Here is a 677-nt window from a genome sequence, read left to right as displayed (position 1 = left end):
TTGTTTCTGCACACTGCTAACCCGAAGTTAGTCAGTAAAAGTTTTTGGTGGAGCTAAGCGGGATCGAACCGCTGACCTCCTGCGTGCAAGGCAGGCGCTCTCCCAGCTGAGCTATAGCCCCTAGACTTATCACCTAAGCCCGGCCGCGCACGGAGTCTCAGGCTATAAAATTGTTCAGATCTAGGCATCGAAGTCCGCCGCATAGCCTGCTATGCAAGGTCTTCGATAACGACGAGCTGGACAATTTTGGTGGGTCTGGGTGGATTTGAACCACCGACCTCACCCTTATCAGGGGTGCGCTCTAACCAACTGAGCTACAGACCCGGTTTCGCTTGTCTTCGCACCACCTGATCTGCGTTGCAGTCTTCGTTCACTCGGTCACGTACCTAAGTACGCTTCCTCACTCTCTCAGCCTGCGCCTGGCCAGCTGGCGCGAATCCGGCGCCAAACCCCGAGATCGTCCCGTTGAATGACTCAAACCGATATCGGGTCTGTATAGACCCTTTGCTCTCTTCTCAAGCTAACCAAGTAATTCGTGTGGACTCTGACCGAAGCATTCGGCTTCGTTTAAGGAGGTGATCCAGCCGCAGGTTCCCCTACGGCTACCTTGTTACGACTTCACCCCAGTCATGAACCACACCGTGGTGATCGTCCTCCCGAAGGTTAGACTAACCACT

Annotated in this window: 2 tRNA genes and 1 rRNA gene; all 3 read right to left on the bottom strand. The window is 54.2% G+C overall.

Annotated elements, in window-relative coordinates:
• Window positions 1–45: 45 nt before the first annotated feature.
• Window positions 46–121, bottom strand: a tRNA-Ala gene (locus E5Q11_RS17345).
• A 126-nt stretch (window positions 122–247) separates the two neighbouring features.
• Window positions 248–324 (bottom strand) — tRNA-Ile (locus E5Q11_RS17340).
• 244 nt (window positions 325–568) lie between these two features.
• Window positions 569–677: ribosomal RNA gene (locus tag E5Q11_RS17335) — 16S ribosomal RNA — on the bottom strand; the annotation flags it as partial.

Source organism: Marinobacter confluentis, from assembly GCF_004785685.1.
Classification (GTDB): Bacteria; Pseudomonadota; Gammaproteobacteria; order Pseudomonadales; family Oleiphilaceae; genus Marinobacter; species Marinobacter confluentis.
Note: the sequence above shows the minus strand (reverse complement) of the source record. Positions and strands in the feature narration are given on the sequence as shown.